The organism is Streptomyces sp. UNOC14_S4, assembly GCF_020740835.1.
In the GTDB taxonomy this organism is placed as follows: Bacteria; Actinomycetota; Actinomycetes; order Streptomycetales; family Streptomycetaceae; genus Streptomyces.
In genome coordinates this window covers 1-18,384 of the sequence record NZ_JAINFC010000100.1, presented here as the reverse complement: position 1 = coordinate 18,384, position 18,384 = coordinate 1, and the positions used below count along the sequence as shown (strand labels likewise).

The following is an 18,384-nucleotide window of genomic DNA, read 5'->3' as shown; positions in this document are numbered from 1 at the left end:
CCCTGCCCGCCCCGGACGCCGGGGACGGTGCCGACTGGCAGGTCCGTGAATGGCCGCCGGCCGAGGGGTACGCGGCGGCCGTGGCCTCGGCGGTGCACCGGATACGGACCGGGGAGTTCGACAAGGTCGTCCTCGCCCGCACCCTGGAGCTGACCGCGCGGCACGCGCCCGACCTGTCGGCCATGGTGAACCGGCTGGCCCGCCGCGACCCGTCCGGCTACACCTTCGCGGTGCCCACCGGACCGGACCGCACCCTCCTCGGCGCCAGCCCCGAGCTCCTCGTCGCACGGCGGGGCGGCCTGCTGACCGCCAACCCGCTGGCCGGCTCCGCGCAGCGCAGCACCGACCTGGCCGAGGACGTGCGCCGGGCGGCGGCACTGCTGGAATCGCCCAAGGACCTGCACGAGCACGCCGTCGTCGTGGACGCCGTACGGCAGGCGCTGGCCCCGTTCTGCCGCCGTCTGGAGGTGCCCGAGCGGCCCACTCTGGTGCGGACCGCGGCGATGTGGCACCTGTCGACCACGGTCACCGGCGAGGTCGTCGACCCGTCCGTGACCGCCCTCGACCTCGCCTCGGCGCTGCACCCGACCCCGGCGGTGTGCGGCACGCCGACGGACGTCGCGCGCGCCGTCATCGCCGAGTCGGAGCCCTTCGACCGCGGCGCCTACACCGGCCTGGTGGGCTGGCAGGACGCGGACGGCGACGGCGAGTGGGTGGTGACCATCCGCTGCGCCGAGGCCGAGGGCCGCACCCTGCGGCTGTTCGCGGGCGCGGGCGTGGTGGGCGACTCGTCGCCGGAGGCCGAGACCGCGGAGACCGCAGCCAAGTTCCGTACCTTCCTGGACGCCGTGGGGGCCGCCCTGTGACCGCTTCCGCCCTCACCCCCGGCGTCGACGCGCCGACCTGGCCGCAGGAGTTCGCGGAGCGCTACCGCGCGGCGGGCCACTGGCGCGGCGAGACCTTCGGCGGGATGCTGCGCGAGCGCGCCGCCGCCCACCCCGACCGGATCGCCCTGGTCGACCCGGCGCCCGAGCGCCGCACCTGGACGTACCGCGAACTGGACGAGGCCGCCGACCGGCTGGCCGCCGGGTTCACGGCGCGCGGCATCAACCGCGGCGACCGGGTGGTCGTCCAGCTGCCCAACGTGGGCGAGTTCGCCGAGGTGGTCTTCGCGCTCTTCCGGATCGGCGCGCTGCCGGTCTACGCGCTGCCCGCGCACCGGGAGACGGAGATCGGCCACTTCTGCTCCTTCGCCGAGGCCGTCGCGTATGTGATCCCCGACGTGCACGAGGGGTTCGACCACCGGGAGCTGGCCACCCGCGTCCAGCAGCGCACACCGGGCCTGAAGCACGTCTTCGTGGCCGGTGAGCCGGGCGCGCACACGGCGCTGTCCGAGGTGCCGTGCGAGCCGTCCGGCCCGTTCGACGGACCGCGGCCGCACGAGCTCGCGTTCCTGCAGCTGTCCGGCGGCACGACCGGCGTGTCCAAGCTGATCCCGCGCACCCACGACGACTACATCTACTCGCTCCGCGGCTCCAACGAGATCTGCGGCGTCGACGCCGGCACCCGCTTCCTGGTCGCCCTGCCCGCGGCCCACAACTTCCCCATGAGCTCGCCGGGCTGGCTCGGCGTGCTGTACGCGGGCGGCACCGCCGTGCTGTGCCCGAAGCCCGATCCGGCGACCGCCTTCCCGCTGATCGAGCGCGAGCGGATCACCATGACCGGACTGGTCCCGCCGCTCGCCCTGATCTGGACGGACAGCGCGCCCCGCGGCGAGTACGACCTCTCCAGCCTGGAGCTGATCCTGGTCGGCGGCGCCAAGTACAGCGAGCAGGCGGCGCGGCGGCTGGAGCCCGCGCTGGACTGCCGCCTGATGCAGGTCTTCGGCATGGCCGAGGGCCTGGTCAACTACACGCGCCTGGACGACGACACCGAGACCGTCGTCACCACCCAGGGCCTGCCGATCTCCCCCGACGACGAGATCCGGATCGTGGACGACGCCGGACACGAGGTGCCCGACGGCGGATTCGGGCACCTGCTCACCCGCGGCCCGTACACCATCCGCGGCTACTGGCGGGCTCCCGAGCACAACCTGACCGCGTTCACCGAGGACGGCTTCTACCGCACCGGCGACATCGTGCGCCGTACACCGAGCGGTCACCTGGTCGTCGAGGGCCGGGCCAAGGACCAGATCAACCGGGGCGGCGAGAAGATCGCCGCGGAGGAGGTCGAGAACATCATCCTGGCCCACCCGTCCGTGCACGACGTGTCCCTCGTCGCCGTGCCCGACGAATACCTCGGCGAGCGCACCCTCGCCTATGTGATCCTGCGCGCGGACGCCGAGCCACTGAAATCCGTCGCCGTCAAACGGTTCGTCCGCGAGCGCGGTGTCGCCGCCTACAAGGTCCCCGATCTCGTCGAGTTCGTCGACGCCTTCCCCCAGACCGGCATCGGCAAGATCAGCAAGAAGCAGCTGCGGTCGACCGCCGAGCAGCGCTGAAAGGTCCCATTTCCCATGGCACTTCCCACCATCTCCGCCTATCCTCTGCCGACAGCCGACGAGCTGCCCGCGAACCGGGTCTCCTGGACCGTGGACCCGGCGCGCGCCGTGCTGCTGGTGCACGACCTGCAGCAGCACTTCCTGTCCGCGTTCCCGGCCGGGGAGCAGCCGCTGACCGGCATGCTCGCCAACACCGCCCGCCTGCTGCGGGAGGCCCGCCGCCTCGGCGTGCCGGTGGTCTACTCCGTCCAGCGCGGCGGTCAGACGCCCGAGGAGCGCGGGCTCCAGCTCGACTTCTGGGGCCCCGGTGTCGCCGACGACCCCGAGGCCCTGGCCGTGTCCGGTGTCGTGGCGCCCGAGCCCGGGGACACTCTGCTCACCAAGTGGAAGTACAGCGCGTTCGCGCGGACCGACCTGGAGGCCCGGATGCGCGACTGGGGCCGCGACCAGTTGGTGCTCACCGGCGTGTACGCGCACATCGGCGTCATGATGACGGCCGCCGACGCGTGGATGCGGGACGTCCAGGCGTTCGTCGTCGCCGACGCCGTCGCCGACTTCTCCCGTGAGGACCACGACATGGCCCTGCGCTGGGCCGCCGGCCGCTGCGCCGTGGTCACCCCCACCGACACGCTCTTCAAGGAGGTCTGAGCGACATGTCCCTCACCCTGGAGCAGATCCGCAGGGACGTCGCCGACTGCCTCGGCGAGGACCCGGCGGACATTCCCGTGGACGAGAACCTCGTCGACTACGGCCTGGACTCGGTCCGCGTCATGACGCTGCTCGAACGCTGGCGCCGCGACCACGCCGTCACGGCCGACTTCGCCGACCTCGCCGAGCGGCCCGCCATCGAGGCATGGGCGTCCCTGCTGGAGGTCTCATGACCGCCGTGCTGACCGACGGCCGCGACGCCCCCGGCACCTCCCCCGGGACCGCGCTGCCGCTGACGGCGGCCCAGCTGGGCATGTGGTACGCGCAGGCGCTGGACCCGCTCAGCCCCGCCCAGAACACCGCGGAGTGCCTGGAGATCGACGGCCCGCTGGACCCCGGCCTGTTCGCCGGGGCCCTGCGGCAGGTCGTGGCGGAGTCCGAGGCGCTGCGCGTCCGGGTGACGGACGGCCCGCAGGGGCCGCGCCAGCACATAGCCGGGACGGTGGAACTGCCGCTGACCGTGCGGGACCTGCGCGACGCCGGTGACGCGGAGCACGAGGCGGAGGCGTGGATGCGCGCTGATCTCGCCGAGCCCTGCGACCTGGCGGCCGGTCCGCTGTTCCGGCACGCCCTGTTCCGGGTCGGCGACCGGCGCTGGCTGTGGTACCAGCGCATCCATCACCTGGCGATGGACGGCTACGGGTACTCGCTGCTCGTCCGCCGCACCGCCGAGGTCTACACCGCCCTGGCCCGCGGCGAGCAGCCCCCGGCGTGCCGGTTCGGCCGGCTGGAGGACCTGGTGGCGGAGGACGCGGCCTACCGTTCCTCGGAGGCGCTCACCGCCGACCGCGTCCACTGGACGACGGCGTTCGCGGACCGCCCGGAGGTGCCCCGCCTGGCCGGGCGCGGCGCGCTGCCGTCGCGGACGTTCCTGCGCCGCAGCGCCCGGCTGTCGCCGGACGCCACGGAGCGGCTGCGCGAACTGGCCGACCGGCTGCGGGCCACCTGGCCGGACGTGCTGGTCGCCGCGCAGGCCCTGTACGTCTCCCGCGCCTCCGGGCGCCCGGAGGTGGTGCTGGGCCTGCCCATGATGGGACGTATGGGTTCGGCCGGGCTGCGCGTGCCGGGCATGGTGATGAACGTGCTGCCGCTCCGGCTGACCGTCACCCCCGAGACGACCTTCGCCCAGTTGGTGCGGCAGGTGGTTCTCGGCATCCGGGAGATCCGCCGCCATCAGCGCTACCGCTACGAGGACATCCGCCGCGACCTCGGCCTGCTCGGCGAGAGCCGCGGCCTGGTGGGTCCGCTCGTGAACGTCATGCCGTTCGACTACGGGGTCGACTTCGCGGGCGCGCCCGCGCGTGCCCGGAACCTGTCCGCCGGGCCGGTCGAGGACCTCACGGTGAACGTCTACGACCGCGCCGACGGACGGGGCCTGGCCGTCGACCACGACGGCAACCCCGCGCTGTACGACGACGAGGCCCTCGCCGCGCACCAGAAGCGCTTCCTGCGGCTGCTCGACGGGCTCGCGCACGCCGACCCCGAGCAGCCGACGGCGTCGGTCGGCATCGCCACTCCGGCGGAACTGTCCCTGGTCCTGGAGGAGTTCAACGACACCGCGCGGCCGGTGCCGCCGACCACCCTGATCGGCCCGATCGAGGCACAGGCGGTGCGCACCCCCGGTGCCGTCGCCCTGGTGTACGGGGAGACCGGCCTCACGTACGACGAGCTCAACACGCGCGCCAACCGGCTGGCCCATCACCTGCGGACGTTCGGGGCCGGGCCGGGCGAGGTGGTGGCGGTGTCGGTGCCGCGCTCGGTGGAGCTGATCGTGGCCCTGCTCGCGGTCCTCAAGACGGGGGCCGCCTACCTGCCGCTGGACCCGCACTACCCGGCGGCGCGGCTGGCCTTCATGCTCGAGGACGCGGCACCGGTCTGCGCGATCGCCGACCGCGCCGGCCGTCTGCCGGAGGACACGGCGACCCCGCTGGTCGTCCTGGACGGCCTCGACGTGTCGGATCTGCCGTATGTGAACCCTCCGCGGGCCCTCACTCCCCAGCACCCGGCGTACGTCATCTACACCTCCGGCTCGACGGGCCGCCCCAAGGGCGTGGTGGTCCCGCACGGGGCGATCGACAACCGGCTGCGCTGGATGCAGGACGCCTACCCGCTGGCGGCGGGCGACCGTGTGCTGCAGAAGACGCCGTCGTCGTTCGACGTGTCCGTCTGGGAGTTCTTCTGGCCCCTGCGGGTGGGCGCCACCCTGGTCGTCGCCGAACCCGAGCTGCACAAGGATCCGGTCGGCCTGGCCCGGCTGATCCGCGATCAGTCCGTCTCCACCTGCCACTTCGTTCCGTCCATGCTGCAGGTCTTCCTCGCCGCTCCGGAGGCCGCCGGATGCGGGGAAAGTCTGCGCAGGGTGTTCTGCAGCGGCGAGGCCCTGCCCCGGGAGACCGCGCACGCCTTCGCCCGCGCCCTGCCCGGCGTCGAGCTGCACAATCTGTACGGGCCGACCGAGGCGGCCGTCGACGTCACGTACCACGCCTGCGACCCGGCGGCCACGGGTCCGGTACCGATCGGCCGTCCGGTGTGGAACACCCGTCTGTACGTCCTGGACGCCGCCCGGCAGCCCTGCCCGCCCGGTGTGCCCGGCGAGCTGTATCTGGCGGGGGCCCAGCTGGCCGACAGCTACCTGGGCCGGCCCGACCTGACGGCGGCCCGGTTCGTCACCGATCCCTTCGGGGCGCCGGGCAGCCGTATGTACCGCACCGGCGATCTGGCACGCTGGACGGAGCGGGGCGAGGTCGAGTACCTCGGCCGCACCGACCACCAGGTCAAGCTGCGCGGGCAGCGCATCGAACTCGGCGAGATCGAGGCGGTGCTCGCCGCACAGGACGGCGTGGACGGCGCCTGCGCACTGGTCCGCGAGGACCGGCCCGGCGAGCAGCTGCTCGTGGGGTACGTGACGGGCGGTGCCGATCCGACGGCCGTCCGGGCGGCGTTGGCCCGCGAGCTGCCGGAGCACATGGTGCCGTCCGCGGTCGTCGCCCTGGAGGCGTTCCCGCTGAGCCCCAGCGGCAAGCTGGAGCGGCGCGACCTGCCCGCACCCGTGTTCACCGGGACCGGGCGGGGGCGGGCACCGGCCGACGTCCGGGAGGCGGCACTCACCCGGCTGTTCGCCGAGGTGCTCGGGCTGGACGGCACCGGCCCCGACGACACGTTCTTCGACCTGGGCGGCACATCGCTGCTCGCGGTGCGCCTGGTGGCCCGGATCCGCGAGGAGCTCGGTGCCGAGCTGACGATCGGCTCCCTGTTCGAGGCCCCAACGCCGGCCGCCCTCGCGGCCCGGCTGGCCACCGCCGCGCCTGCCGCCGGGGACGCCCTGGGTGTCGTCCTGCCGCTGCGTACCGGGGGCGGGAGCACTCCGCTGTTCGCCGTCCACCCGGCCGGCGGCCTCGCCTGGTGCTACGCGGGCCTCGCCGCCCGGCTCGGTCCCGACCAGCCGGTGTACGGCATCCAGGCCCGGGGGCTCGACGACGACGAGCCGCTGCCGCGCACCCTCCAGGAGGAAGCGGCGGACTACGCCGCACGGATCAGGGAGATCCAGCCGCACGGCCCCTACCGGCTGCTGGGCTGGTCGGTGGGCGGAATTCTCGCCCACACGGTGGCCGGTCTCCTGCAGGAGGCCGGTGAGCGGGTCGAGCTGCTGGCGCTGCTGGACGCCTTCCCGGCCGAGCAGTGGCGCGAGCGCCCCGCGCCCGAGGAGGGCGACGCGCTCACCGCCGTCCTGCGCATGGCCGGCTTCGACCGGGCCGGTGAGCGCACACGCGAGGACGTCCTGGCCACGCTGCGCCGGGCGGGCAGCCCGCTCGCCGGGCTGGGCGAGCGGACCCTGTCGAGGATCGTCGACATCGTCCCGAACCACGCCCGCATGATGCGCGAGCACCGGCACCGGCCCTTCGACGGCGACGTGCTGTTCTTCACCGCCGCCGCGCCCCGTGCCGAGGACTGGCTGACCAGGGAGGCGTGGCGTCCGCACGTCGGCGGCGCCATCGACAACCACGACCTGGACTGCACGCATCCGCAGCTGCTCCAGGGCCGTCATGTGGATGCCCTCGCGGCCGTCCTGACGGCCCGCCTGAAGGAACTCGACGCATGAGCGCGGAGGCGGTCCCGGGCCGCCGATGACCCAAGGGGTACGGCCGGGCAGGCTGCGTCAGCGCCTGCCCGGCCGTGCTTTGTCCGCACTCTGGCCGAGTCGGGGACTCAGTCCCCGGACAGCAGTCCCACCAGCCCGTCGGCGAGTTCGGTGCGCCAGCACAGGTAGTCGTGGCCGCCGTTGAACTCGCGGTACACGGCGTCCTCGTACCCCGCCGCGGCCAGGGTCTCCCGCAGCCGCCTGGCCGCGGGGAGGACCACCCACTCCTGCTCGCCGAAGGAGAGCCAGAAACGCACCGGCAGCCGTTCCGCGGAGGCCAGTACGCCGGTGAGCCACTCGGCCTGCGGCCCGTTGGGCCACCAGAACGAGCCCGACTGGGCGAGCACGTTGCCGAAGCGGTGCGGGCTGTGGACGGCCGCGTAGGCGGCCGTGAGACCGCCGAGGCTCTGTCCGGCCACGATCGTGCGCGCGGGATCGGCGGTGACGGGCAGCCGGGACGCCACCCAGGGCAGCAACTCGTCCTCCAGGAAGGCCACGTACTCCGGGCGGCAGGTGAGCTCCGCCCAGCGGACGCCCGCGTCCACGGACTCCGGCAGCACGGCGGCGACGGGCGGGATGCGGCCGTCCGCGATGAGGTTGTCCAGGAGGTGCGCGATGCCCAGCCGCGGCTGCCAGTGCTCGCCGTCCAGCAGCACCAGGACGGGCAGGTCGTCCGGCGTCCCCGCCACGGCGGGTTCGTAGAGCCAGACCCGCCTGCGGCCGCCGAGCCGGCCGCTCTCCACCTCGTGCTCGCTCACGGTGCCGCGCGCCACGTCCGGCCTCGGCAGCCAGTCCACCGCGCGGGGCGCGTCGGGAAGTTCGGCGTAGGCGACGGGCTGTCCGCCCCAGCGCCGGGGCAGGCTGCGGGTGTTGTACGGGTCGGCGCGGCGGTTGCCCCGCATCCACGGCCAGTAGCCGGGGTCGTCGGCCTCCGGACCGTCGCCCTCGTCGACGAAGATGTCGTACGTCCCGTGCCAGTCCGCGCGCAGCCGCACCGTCCAGTGCCATACGTCGGTGCCGGGGGCGTGCCGCATCACGTTGCCCTCGGGGGCCCGCGGGTCGCCGAGCTTGTTGGGCATCACCTGCACCGCGCGGGTCCGGGGCGAACCGCGCCACAGGAAAGTGACGGCCCGGTGGTCGGCGCTGCCCAGCGGATCGGGAGCGACCAGGGGCGTGCCGCGTCGGCTCACATCCGCCCAGAACTCCTCCAGCCGGTCGGGGCCGGGCAGCGCGAAGGGAGGTGCGGCGAGCAGCGGCAGCGCGTCCGGGCGTGCCAGACGGGGCGGTTGCTGCGGGGCACCGGTGGGCGGCGCGGTCAAGGTCATACGAGGCGACTCCAGTACGAGCGACACAACGGCAATCCACTTAGGTTTACCTTACCGTCGCCCGGTACGCGCGAACCGACGGCACCCGGGGCGCCACCCACCCTCGCCCCCGGCATGACATCCGGTCACCGCGAGAGGCGTCCGTCAAATCCGCCGCACAGCGGCCGACTTGTGGCGAGGGCCACACCACCCCGGGTAAAAAATTAGGTAAGGCTAAGCTAACTTTATTCCTGCCCGTCTCCCCATGAGGGGAGGCGCCCTTCCGCCAAGGAGACCGACGCAGCATGTCCTCTGCCACCCGTCAGTTCCACCGAGTCCGCCGTATCACCGCCGTCGCCCTGGCCCTCGCCGCGGGCAGCGTGCCGGTCGTGGCCGGCACCGCCTCCGCGGACACCGGTCGCGCGCAGCACGCCCCCGACGCGTCGGCCGTCGTCTCGGCACCGCTCGCCAAGGGCCTGTACCAGTCGGCGTACTCCGAGCGGAACCACGTTCTCTGGGCCACCACCGCCGTCGGCCGCCCGCCGGTCACCTCCTCGGCGCTGCTCAAGGTCGACCCGAAGACGCTGAAGGTGAAGGCGTCGTACACCCCGCCCGTGACGGACGCGGCCACCGGTGCCGTCGAGGCCGTCTACGGCGTCGCCGTGGACGACGAGCACAACACCGTCTGGACCACCAACACCCGCAACGGCTCCGTCGCCGTCTACAGCCAGCGCACCGGCGAACACCTGGCCACCCTGCCGAACGTGGCCCACGCCCGCGAGGTCGTGGTGGACGAGCGGCACAACCTCGCCTGGGCGAGCGGTTTCGGGGACGGCACGGTGGTCGCCTTCGACACGCGCACCTTCAAGGAGAAGAAGCGCGTGACCGTGCAGGGCGCGTCCCCCACCGGCCTCGCGGTGAACAAGCGGTCGGGCACGGTGTACGCGGCCGACCTCAAGGGCAACCGGCTGATCGAGGTCTCCCCGTACGCCAAGGACCCGTCCTTCATCCCGGCCGGCAACGGCCCGATCTCCGTGGCCCTGTCCGCCGACGGCCGGACCGCCTACACCGCCGACCAGGCCGCGGGCGCCGTCTCAGTCGTCGACCTGCGCAAGAAGTCGGTCACCAAGAGCATTCCCACCGGGGCGGGCGCGCTGTCCGTGGCCACCGACCGGCGCACCGGCCGCGTGCTCGTCGCCAACCGGGCGCCGGGCAACGTCACGGTCGTCGACCCGGTCAAGGGCACCGTCGTCGAGACCCTGCCCACCGGCGCCAACCCGAACCACATCACCGTGGCCGATGGCACGGCCTACGTGGTGGACAAGTCCGGCGTCGGCCCCGCGGGTCAGGACCAGGTGCACCGCATCCGCATCGGCCGGTGAGCCGCACCGCTAACACTCCGGCGGCCTGCGCACCGCCCCCGTGCCCAGTGTGATCAGGAACCGGGGGCGCATGGGTTCCTCGCCGCGCCGGGAGAGCAGGACGATCTCCTCGGCCACGGCCGACAGGGTTCCGAGCCGGGCGGCGCACTCGTCGGCCAGATGCCGCGGGTCCCGAGTGCGGCCCAGGGACAGATGCGGGGTGAAGCGGCCGCCGCGCCCGCGGCAGAGCGGGAATCGCGTCTCCAGCGCCCGGTGGAGACGGGTCCACGGCGCGAGGCCCGCGGCGGCCGGGTCGAGCCACACCGTCGCGTAGCACCGGTGCCGGAAGTTCCGTACGCCGGACAGGCGCACCGTGAACGGCGGGGTCTCCGCCGCCCCGGCGGACAGCAGCGGCACGGCCCGGGCGAATTCCTCCTCCGGCACGAAGCCGAACAACAGATTCACGTGCGGCGGCCACCGCCGTACCTGCGGATCGTGCTCGTAGCGGATGTCCTGGATCGGCGGCCAGAGCTCCCGGGGCGGCAGCCACGCGACCGCCGTCCGGGCCGTCGGCGCCACGTCGAGCGCGTCCACCGGCTCGGCCCCGCTGGACACCGGGTTCCCGTCCACACCACCATGGTCCGGGCCGCGCCCGGATCGCACGAGCCGGAGGGCAGCCGCTCCCCGGGGCCTCCGGGCCCGCTCAGCCGGCGCCCGGCTCCCCGCGCACCTCCTCCGCCGTCGTGTCCCGCAGGCCGTCGCCGTCCATGCGCAGCCAGCGCGTGATGCCGAGGGAGTCGAGGAACCGGATGTCGTGGCTGGCCACGATCAGCGCTCCCTCGTACGATTCCAGGGCCGTCGTCAGCTGCCGGACGCTCGCCATGTCGAGGTTGTTCGTCGGCTCGTCGAGCATCAGCAGCTGCGGGGCGGGGTCGGCGAGCATCAGGGCCGCCAGGGTGGCCCGGAAGCGTTCGCCGCCGGAGAGTCCCGCGGCCTGCTGGTCGGCACGGGCGCCCTTGAACAGGAAGCGGGCCAGGCGGGCCCGGATCTGGTTGTCGGTCGTCGCGGGGGCGAAGCGCGCGACGTTGGCGGCGACGGTCAGCTCCTCGTCCAGGAGGTCGAGCCGCTGGGGCAGGAACCGCAGCGGCACATGGACCGCGACCTCCCCGGAGCGCGGGGCCAGCTCCCCCGCGACGGTGCGCAGGAATGTGGACTTCCCCGCGCCGTTGCGGCCGACGAGGGCGATCCGCTCGGGCCCGCGCAGCTCGAACTCGCCCTCCACCCGCACCCCGTGGGCGAGATGGAGCCCGGAGAGGGTGAGCACGGAGCGGCCCTGGGGCACGGCCGTGGACGGCAGGTCGACGCGGATCTCGTCGTCGTCGCGCACGGCCTCCACGGCCTCGTCGAACCGCTCCTTCGCCTCGGCGAGCCTCTCCTCGTGCAGGATGCGGTGCTTGCCCGCGGAGACCTGGGCCTGTCGCTTGCGCGCTCCCATGACGATCTTGGGCTCGCGTTTGCTGTCCCACATCTTCTGGCCGTAGCGCTTGCGGCGGGCCAGTTTGATCTGGGCTTCGGCCAGTTCGCGTTGCTGTCTGCGCAGATCGGTCCCCGCGGTGCGGGCCAGGCGTTCGGCCGCCTCCTGTTCGGCGGCGAGCTGCTCCTCGTAGACGGTGAAGTCGCCCCCGTACCAGGTGACGCCGCCGGAGCGGAGCTCGGCGATCCGGTCGACGCGTTCCAGGAGTTCGCGGTCGTGGCTGACCACGACCATGACGCCGGGCCACGCCTCGACCGCCGCGTACAGCCGGCGCCGCGCGTACAGGTCGAGGTTGTTGGTCGGCTCGTCGAGCAGCAGGACGTCGGGGCGCCGCAGCAACAGCGCGGCCAGGCGCAGCAGGACGGACTCGCCGCCGGAGACCTCGCCGACGGTGCGGTCCAGGCCGATGTGGTCCAGCCCCAGTCCCCCCAGTGCGGCGAGGGCGCGCTCCTCGACGTCCCAGTCGTCGCCGACCGCGGTGAAGTGCTCCTCGCGCGCGTCGCCCGCCTCGATGGCGTGCAGCGCGGCGCGGGTGCGGGCGATGCCGAGGACGTCGTCGACGCGGCGCGTGGTGTCGAGGGCGGCGTGCTGCGGCAGATGGCCGATCTCGCCCGCGACGCGGACCGTACCCGCGGCCGGGACGAGCTCCCCGGTGATCAGCTTCACGAGGGTGGACTTGCCGGACCCGTTGAGGCCGATGAGACCGGTCCGGCCTTGGCCGAAGGCCAGGGTGAGGTCGTCGAAGACGGTGGTGCCGTCGGGCCAGGCGTAGGAGAGGGAGGTGCAGGTGATGAATGAAGTGCTGGATGAGGTGCTGGTATGCATACGGGCCTCGCTCGGTCGCGTGAGTGGCGGGTGGTGTGGACTGCGCGAGAGGACACCGCAGGGCGCGACCGCGGTCAGCGGGGGAAGGACCCCAGGACCAGCGGGAGGACGGCTCGATGCGTCGAGGTCGCACACGGGGCACGGGCAGCGGCACGCGAGAGGCGGCAGGCTGCACGGCGCGGTGTCTCAGGACCTCAGACGAGCAACGTCCTTCTCCGATCGACGGCAACAGGGGCGACGCACACGCTAGGGACGGCGGCGGGGCCCGTCAACGCATTTACGATGCCGAGGCCGGTTGTGCTCCCCTGTCGCGTGGTGCCCTCCCGTATCGCCTCCCCCGGTGTCATCCTGAGGCGGTCTGCGGGACGTCCGCCCGCCGGAAGGGGCCCACGGTGCTTCGCGTCGCAGTCGTCGGTTCGGGACCGAGCGGGGTCTACACCGCACAGGCACTGGTGCAGCAGCGGGACGTCCCCGGAGTCACGGTGGACGTCCTGGACCGGCTGCCGTGCCCGTACGGTCTGGTGCGCTACGGCGTGGCACCGGACCACGAGAAGATCAAGTCGCTGCAGGGCAATCTGCGGTCGGCCCTGGAGCACCCGGACATCGCGTTCCTGGGCAACGTGCCGGTCGGTGACGTGCCGGGCGGCGTGACGCCCCGTCGGCTGCTGGAGCTCTACCACGCGGTGGTCTACTGCGTGGGTGCCGCGACCGACCGGAGGCTCGGCATCCCGGGCGAGGACCTGCCCGGCAGCCACTCCGCCACGGAGTTCGTCTCCTGGTACAGCGCGCACCCGGACGCCGTGCCCGGAGGTTTCCCGCTCGGCGCGCGCTCCGCGGTCGTCATCGGGGTCGGCAATGTGGCGGTCGACGTGGCCCGCGTACTGGCGCGCGGCGCCGACGAACTGCGGGCCACCGACGTACCGCACGACGCGCTGTCCGCGCTCGCCGGCAGCCGGGTGGCGGAAGTCCAGATGGTGGGCAGGCGCGGACCGTCGCAGGCGAAGTTCACCACCAAGGAACTGCGCGAGCTGGGGGCGCTGCCGGGCGCCGAGGCTCTCGTACGGGCCGACGAGGCGGCGCTGGACCCGGCGTGGGACGACCCGTCGGGACTGCCCGCGGCCGCCCGGCGGAACGTGGAGGTCCTGCGGGGCTGGAACACGGAGCCCCGGCTGGGGCGTGCGCGGCGCATCCGGCTGCGGTTCTTTCTACGGCCTGTGGCACTGCTCGGGGACGAGGCGGTGCGTGCGGTGCGCTTCGAGAGGACCGTGCCGGACGGGCGGGGCGGCGTGGCCGGCACGGGCCGCTTCGAGGACGTCGAGGCGCAGCTGGTGCTGCGGTCGGTGGGCTACCGCGGGGTGCCGATCCCGGGCCTGCCCTTCGACACGGAGCACGGGACCGTGCCGCACGACCGGGGCCGGGTGCTGCGGGACGGTTCCCCGTCGCCCGGCGAGTACGTCGCGGGGTGGATCAAGCGCGGGCCGACGGGCGTGATCGGCACCAACCGGTCGTGCGCCAAGGAGACCGTGGGCTCGCTGCTCGCCGACATGGACGTGCTCAAGGCGCGGCCGGCCGCGCAGGACCCGCGCTCCGTGCTGCGCGCGACGGTCCGGGAGCTCGTGGAGTGGCCCGGCTGGCTGGGCATCGAGGCGGCGGAGACCGCGCTCGGCCGCCGGCTGGGGAGAGGGCCGGTGAAGATCCCCGACTGGGACGGTCTGCTCACCGCGGCGGGGAGCCGGGCCGGGGGCTGACCGGAGACCGAAACGTTCAGCCGTCGCCGAGGCGCTCCGCCTGGTGGGCGGCCGAGGCGAGGACCGCGTCGAGCAGCCCGGGGAAGAGGACGTCCAGGTCACCGCGGCGCAGGAGGCTCATCTTCGCGGTGCCCCGGTAGAACTGCTGGATCACGCCGTTCTCCCGCAGGACGCGGAAGTGGTGCGTGGTGGTCGACTTACTGACCGGCAGCTCGAACACCGAACAGGACAGCTCGCCCCCATCTCCCGCGAGGGTGCGGACGATCTGCAGCCGCATGGGGTCGGAGAGGGCGTGCAGCACGCTCTCGAGACGGATCTCGTCCGCCGCGGGATGCTCCAGCGTGCGGCCGGGTGACGAGGGCCGGGTCTGCGTCTGCACGGCAGCTCCTTCGGGTCTGCGAGGCCCCCGGCACCGTGGGGCGCCCCTACCGGGCCACTGCCGGGCGGACCATCGTTCGAAATCTATCGTACTTCGACTCCTGCCGTACGACGAGAGGTATCGCCCGCCCCTCGAGCCCCTCGACGGCACAAAACGGCCCGTCCGATCATTGCTACGTACAAATGTTTCGAATTTTCGTGCAACCGTACATGCGTGCCGATCATCTGTAGGGGTGTGGCGGGGACGCAGTCGGCCTGATCGGGCGAGGCGGCACGTACCGCCGCTCACTCAGCCGCTACGAGAAAGGTCGACTCACGTGCACGTCGGATCGGGCCGTCGCTCCGTCCTGTTGGCAGCCGCCCTCCTGGGCTCCCTCGCGCTCAGCGCCTGCTCCGGCGGGGCCGGCGACAGCGCCGACGCCGGGAAGGAAACCCGGATCACCGTCACCCCGGGCGGTGGCAAGGAGGTCGCGTTGGGCTCCCCGATATCGGTGAAGGCCGACGGCGGACGGCTCACCGATGTCCAGGTGAAGGACGACAAGGGCCACGAGGTCCCCGGCCGGCTGGCCGACGACGGCGCCTCCTGGACCTCGGACGGCAAGGTCGGCCCGAAGACCACGTACACCGTGCGCTCCACGGCGAAGGGCGGCAGGAGCGGCAAGGGCAAGGAGTCCTCCGCGACCGCCACCTTCTCCACGCAGGAGGCGCCGAAGGTCAACAAGCTCGACTTCGTGCCCGGTGACGGCCAGACGGTCGGCACGGGCATGCCCGTCTCGATCCTCTTCGACCACCCGGTCGACAAGAGCAAGCGGGCCGAGATCGAGAAGTCCCTGAAGGTCACCACGACGCCGAAGGTGGAGGGTGCCTGGGGCTGGGTGAAGGACTGGTCGGGCCAGGACCGCGTCGACTGGCGGCCCAAGGACCCCTGGCCCGCCGGGACCAAGGTCGCCGTGAACGGCGGTCTGAACGGGATCGACTCCGGCGAGGGCGGCTGGTTCGCCCGGAACTACGACTTCGGCTTCACCATAGGCGCCGACCACAAGGCCGTCATCGACGTCCCCAGCCACACCCTGACGATGTACGAGAACGGCAAGGCGGTCGGCAGCGTCAAGGGTTCCGCGGGCTCCCCGGTGGACCCGACCCGCGGCGGCATCCACACGGTGCGCAGCAAGAACGCGGCGGAGACGATGGACTCGTCCACCATCGGCCACGGCAACGAGTGGATGCTGGACTCCCAGTGGGTGACGCACCTGACGGCGTCCGGCACGTTCCTGCACTCGGCACCGTGGAACCAGTCGATCGGCGTGGAGAACAACAGCCACGGCTGCTTCGGCATGACGACCCCGGACGCCAAGAGGGTCTACGACTTCCTGCCCGTCGGCTCGACCGTCGAGGTCAAGAACACCGCCAGCACCAAGGTGACCGACGTGGGCAACGGCCTCGAGGTCTGGCAGGAGACCTGGGAGCAGTGGCAGAAGCGCAGCGCGCTGAAGTAGTCACCTGCCCGAAGCAGCCGTCTGTCGGAGGCCGGGGCCGTGGGGACGCATCGTCCTCACGGCCCCGGCTTTTCGCATGCGGCGCGCGCGTCCCACCAGCCGTGCGTGCCGTTCGTCGTGCGCCGGGCCCTTCCCCGGCGCGCTGGTTTCCCGCGCGGCCCCGCGCCCGAGCCTCCGGCCCGGCTTCCCACGCGCCGACGAGCCGTCACGGTCCCGGATGCCGTGGCCACGAGCGGGGGAGACAGGGAGCGTCCAGGCCCGGACGGGCGGCGCAAAAGCCTCGGGGCGGCGCCCGTCCGCGTACCGGCCGCACGTACCGGCCTCACGTACCGGTGCCCGCACCTCCCGCCTTCACCGCCACGCATCAGGAGCGCACATGGCCATCGTCGTCCCCCTCACCGTCCCCGGCGCGGGGGCGGAAGCCTACGCCGCCGTCGTCGACCGGCTCACCGGCGGCAAGGGCTTCACGAGCCTCTCCGACGTGCCCGCGCCGGGACTGGTCGCCCACATCGCGGGGCCGGTGGAGGACGGCTGGCGGGTCATCGACGTCTGGGACTCCCCGGAGGCGTTCGAGGCGTTCTCGGCCACCCTCAGGCCCATCGTCGAAGAACTCGGCATCGAGCCGTCGCAGCCCCAGATCACCCCGGCGCACAACGTCGTCGTCCACTGACAGCGCACGTCCCCACGACAACGGGTGCCCCGCCTCTCCGCCGGGATGCCGTTGGCGAATTCGGGCCCCTGATCACTTCGCCCCATCGAGTTGTTACTCAGTGGGGCGAAGTGCCGCGAAGTGAGTGGTGCGGGTGCGGGCCCGGGGCCTGCCGGTGGTCCAGGCGTCGAGGCGGGAGAGAGTGATCGCGGCTCCGGTGAGGTGGTGCTGGAGACTGGTCTTGGCAAGTCCGCGGTAGCGGCATTGCCGCAGGCCGGCGGTGTGGACGGCATGCGAGATGGTGCCCTCGATGCCATTGCGGGCCGCGTAGCGGTCCCTCCACTCGGCGGTGCCCTGGGCTGCGCGGGCTTGTTGGATCGCTTCGTGCTCGGCACGGGGTCGCACGGCGATCTGCCGGTATGTTCCAGTGGCTGAGCTGATGCATTCGGACCGGACTGGGCAGGGCTGGCAGTCGCTCTTGCGGAAGCTGATTCGGACGATCGGGGTGCCGCGGTGAGAGGTTGCCTCACACCAATTTCGTGCGATGGCACCGTTGGGGCAGGTCACGGCTTTACGACTCCAGTCCACGTCGAAGGCGTCCTGGGAATACGCCCCCTTGGCCTGGCTGGTGGTGTTCCCGGCGATGGGCCCGGTCAGCGTCATGCCGTACTCCTGGCGAGCGGTGACGATGCGGGGCCCGTCGAGATAGCCCGCGTCCAGCAAGTGCTCGCCGGGCAGCAGGCCCTTCGTCGCGAGGGCGTCGTGGACCGTATCGGTGGCTTTGATGTCGGGGATGGTCGCCGGGCAGGTCAGCATGTTCGTGATCAAGTGCGGGGTGTCCGGATCGCAGGTTTCAGTGAGATGGACCTTGAAGCCATCCCACTTGATGTCCCGCTTCACGCTCACGCGGGCCTCGGTGTCATAGGGGCTGACCAGGCGCAAGGCGCCTGGCGGGCACTCTTTTGGGTGCCGCCATCGCACCTCGCCCTCCTCATCGTGCAGGTACTGCTGAACCCAGGTTCGACGCAGGACTTGGACAGCCGGCAGCTCGCGCAGCCACCCGGGCGCATCCGGCGCATACACGTCGGTCAGCAGACGCATCCCGTCCCGGCCGGTCTGCTCGGCCAGCTCGATCCGCTTGGCCTTGCCCGAGGGCAGCCAGTAGTCCTCCGGCCGGGTGGCATAACGGTCGAACCAGGCTGGATCGGTGTGGCCGACCAGCCAGTCGGGAGTAACCGCAGCGAGCGCGTTAAGCCCGGCCCGCAGGGTCTCGATGACGAACTCCAGCCTGTTCAGCGACCGGATCGCGGCGAGCACGTGGGTGGAGTCGGTGCGGGCCCGGCCCGGCGTCTTCAGCATCCCCGCCTCCCGGGCAGCCCCAAGGACTTGGTCGAAGATCTGCTGTCCCGCGTCCGCCTCGACCAGCCGGGTGCGGAACTCGCTGAGTACGGAATAGTCGAAGCCGGGGTCAGTCAGCTCCAGGCCCAGAGCGTACTTCCAGTCGATTCGGGCCCGCACTGCCAGTGCCGCCTGCCGGTCGGGCATCCCCTCGGCGAACTGGAGCACCGACACCAGCGCCAGACGGCCCGGCGACCACGCCGGCTTGCCCCTGGCGGGGAACAAGGCCGCGAACTGTTCATCCCGGAACAGCACCCCCAGCTCGTCCCTCAGCCGGATCGCCAGAGTGCCCTTCGGGAACGCTGCCCGGGCCACTCGCACCGTCTCCGCGGGGATCTCCCCATC

Annotated in this window: 14 protein-coding genes; 9 read left to right on the top strand and 5 right to left on the bottom strand. The window is 72.7% G+C overall.

The genetic code is table 11. The annotated features are described in order from the left end of the window. The 5 genes from K6I34_RS12115 to K6I34_RS12095 form a co-directional block, all read left to right on the top strand. A partial coding sequence (locus K6I34_RS12115) for an isochorismate synthase (RefSeq protein ID WP_229325150.1) occupies window positions 1-866 on the top strand: 866 nt, incomplete at its 5' end. Then, window positions 863-2,500, top strand: a complete 1,638-nt coding sequence (locus K6I34_RS12110; RefSeq protein ID WP_229325148.1) for a (2,3-dihydroxybenzoyl)adenylate synthase — start codon at window positions 863-865, stop codon at window positions 2,498-2,500. The genes K6I34_RS12115 and K6I34_RS12110, both read left to right, overlap by 4 nt. Window positions 2,501-2,515: 15 nt before the next feature. Continuing rightward, entirely contained in the window at window positions 2,516-3,148 is a 633-nt protein-coding gene (locus K6I34_RS12105) for an isochorismatase family protein (protein WP_229325146.1), read from the top strand. Window positions 3,149-3,153: 5 nt separating this feature from the next. Next, a complete protein-coding gene (locus K6I34_RS12100; protein WP_229325144.1) occupies window positions 3,154-3,381 on the top strand; it encodes a phosphopantetheine-binding protein in 228 nt (75 codons plus the stop codon). Next, window positions 3,378-7,307 carry a non-ribosomal peptide synthetase gene (locus K6I34_RS12095; RefSeq protein ID WP_229325142.1) on the top strand — a complete coding sequence of 1,310 codons (3,930 nt, stop codon included), beginning with the start codon at window positions 3,378-3,380 and terminating at the stop codon, window positions 7,305-7,307. The genes K6I34_RS12100 and K6I34_RS12095 overlap by 4 nt, the downstream gene beginning before the upstream one ends. 107 nt (window positions 7,308-7,414) lie before the next feature. On the opposite strand, the gene fes is transcribed toward K6I34_RS12095, so the two are convergent. Further along, the gene (gene fes / locus K6I34_RS12090) at window positions 7,415-8,671 is read right to left on the bottom strand and encodes an enterochelin esterase (RefSeq protein ID WP_229325140.1); all 1,257 of its coding nucleotides are present in this window, start codon (window positions 8,669-8,671) and stop codon (window positions 7,415-7,417) included. 284 nt (window positions 8,672-8,955) lie between these two features. On the opposite strand from fes, the gene K6I34_RS12085 reads away from it, so the two are divergent. Beyond that, on the top strand, window positions 8,956-10,032 hold the full coding sequence (locus K6I34_RS12085) for a YncE family protein (RefSeq protein ID WP_229325138.1): 1,077 nt from the start codon (window positions 8,956-8,958) through the stop codon (window positions 10,030-10,032). Window positions 10,033-10,041: 9 nt separating this feature from the next. Here the strand turns inward: K6I34_RS12085 and K6I34_RS12080 are convergent, their stop codons facing one another. Next, window positions 10,042-10,641 (bottom strand): 2'-5' RNA ligase family protein, encoded by a 600-nt coding sequence (locus tag K6I34_RS12080; protein WP_229325136.1) that lies wholly within the window; start codon window positions 10,639-10,641, stop codon window positions 10,042-10,044. 73 nt (window positions 10,642-10,714) lie between these two features. After that, window positions 10,715-12,370: an ABC-F family ATP-binding cassette domain-containing protein gene (locus tag K6I34_RS12075; RefSeq protein WP_229325134.1), complete on the bottom strand. Its 1,656-nt coding sequence runs from the start codon at window positions 12,368-12,370 to the stop codon at window positions 10,715-10,717. A gap of 392 nt (window positions 12,371-12,762) precedes the next feature. Between K6I34_RS12075 and K6I34_RS12070 the strand changes: the two genes are divergently transcribed. Beyond that, window positions 12,763-14,118, top strand: coding sequence for an FAD-dependent oxidoreductase (locus K6I34_RS12070; RefSeq protein ID WP_229325132.1), 1,356 nt, complete (start codon window positions 12,763-12,765; stop codon window positions 14,116-14,118). Window positions 14,119-14,134: 16 nt separating this feature from the next. Here the strand turns inward: K6I34_RS12070 and K6I34_RS12065 are convergent, their stop codons facing one another. Next, the gene (locus tag K6I34_RS12065; protein WP_229325130.1) at window positions 14,135-14,497 is read right to left on the bottom strand and encodes a helix-turn-helix transcriptional regulator; all 363 of its coding nucleotides are present in this window, start codon (window positions 14,495-14,497) and stop codon (window positions 14,135-14,137) included. A gap of 316 nt (window positions 14,498-14,813) precedes the next feature. Between K6I34_RS12065 and K6I34_RS12060 the strand changes: the two genes are divergently transcribed. Then, window positions 14,814-15,992, top strand: a complete 1,179-nt coding sequence (locus K6I34_RS12060) for an Ig-like domain-containing protein (protein WP_229325128.1) — start codon at window positions 14,814-14,816, stop codon at window positions 15,990-15,992. A 376-nt stretch (window positions 15,993-16,368) separates the two neighbouring features. Beyond that, window positions 16,369-16,662: a hypothetical protein gene (locus tag K6I34_RS12055; protein ID WP_229325126.1), complete on the top strand. Its 294-nt coding sequence runs from the start codon at window positions 16,369-16,371 to the stop codon at window positions 16,660-16,662. Between the two features lie 93 nt (window positions 16,663-16,755). Here K6I34_RS12055 and K6I34_RS12050 read toward each other — a convergent pair. Continuing rightward, window positions 16,756-18,384: IS1182 family transposase (locus K6I34_RS12050; protein ID WP_229325124.1), on the bottom strand; the 1,629-nt coding region annotated here is incomplete at its 5' end.

What these genes read in the sequence shown, in the direction of transcription:
- fes (WP_229325140.1), bottom strand. Translation starts at nt 8,671, where the DNA reads ATGACCTTGACCGCGCCGCCCACCGGTGCCCCGCAGCAACCGCCCCGT.
- K6I34_RS12105 (WP_229325146.1), top strand. Translation starts at nt 2,516, where the DNA reads ATGGCACTTCCCACCATCTCCGCCTATCCTCTGCCGACAGCCGACGAG.
- K6I34_RS12055 (WP_229325126.1), top strand. Translation starts at nt 16,369, where the DNA reads ATGGCCATCGTCGTCCCCCTCACCGTCCCCGGCGCGGGGGCGGAAGCC.
- K6I34_RS12075 (WP_229325134.1), bottom strand. Translation starts at nt 12,370, where the DNA reads ATGCATACCAGCACCTCATCCAGCACTTCATTCATCACCTGCACCTCC.
- K6I34_RS12085 (WP_229325138.1), top strand. Translation starts at nt 8,956, where the DNA reads ATGTCCTCTGCCACCCGTCAGTTCCACCGAGTCCGCCGTATCACCGCC.
- K6I34_RS12095 (WP_229325142.1), top strand. Translation starts at nt 3,378, where the DNA reads ATGACCGCCGTGCTGACCGACGGCCGCGACGCCCCCGGCACCTCCCCC.
- K6I34_RS12100 (WP_229325144.1), top strand. Translation starts at nt 3,154, where the DNA reads ATGTCCCTCACCCTGGAGCAGATCCGCAGGGACGTCGCCGACTGCCTC.